Raw genomic sequence first — 445 nt, forward strand, 5'->3', positions numbered from 1 at the left:
GGTCTTGGAGCGGAACGCCATTTGGGTTTTGCTGCCCGGCAGGGTACCCGGGGGAATGTTGCTGGCATGGTAGGTGCGCCCGATGACTATCGGCTGGTCGGGGTCGCCGTGCAGGAAGTCCACCACCACTTCTTGCCCGATACGCGGGATGGCGAGCATGCCCCAGCCCTGACCGGCCCACGGTTGGCTGACCCGTATCCAGCAGGAGCTGTGGTCGTCACTTTTGCCGTAACGGTCCCACGGGAATTGCAGGCGGACGCGGCCGTGCTGGTCACAGAATATTTCCTCCCCCGCCGGGCCGACGACTTTGGCAATTTGCGGGCCGTCAATCACGGGTTTGTGCAATGGTGCGGGTCGCCAGTTCTGGTTTTGGCGGATAAAGCTGAAATGGCTGTGCAGCGTGGTACCGGAGCCAGAAGTGGCGGTTTCCAGCGCTTGCGGCTGA

At 62.7% G+C, this 445-nt stretch carries 1 protein-coding gene; it reads right to left on the reverse strand.

From position 1 onward, the window contains the following. The coding region (gene tssI / locus FE392_RS19855) for a type VI secretion system tip protein TssI/VgrG (RefSeq protein ID WP_319931857.1) at window positions 1-445 on the reverse strand (445 nt) is incomplete at both ends.

This window comes from Xenorhabdus santafensis, from assembly GCF_033949405.1.
GTDB lineage: Bacteria > Pseudomonadota > Gammaproteobacteria > Enterobacterales > Enterobacteriaceae > Xenorhabdus > Xenorhabdus santafensis.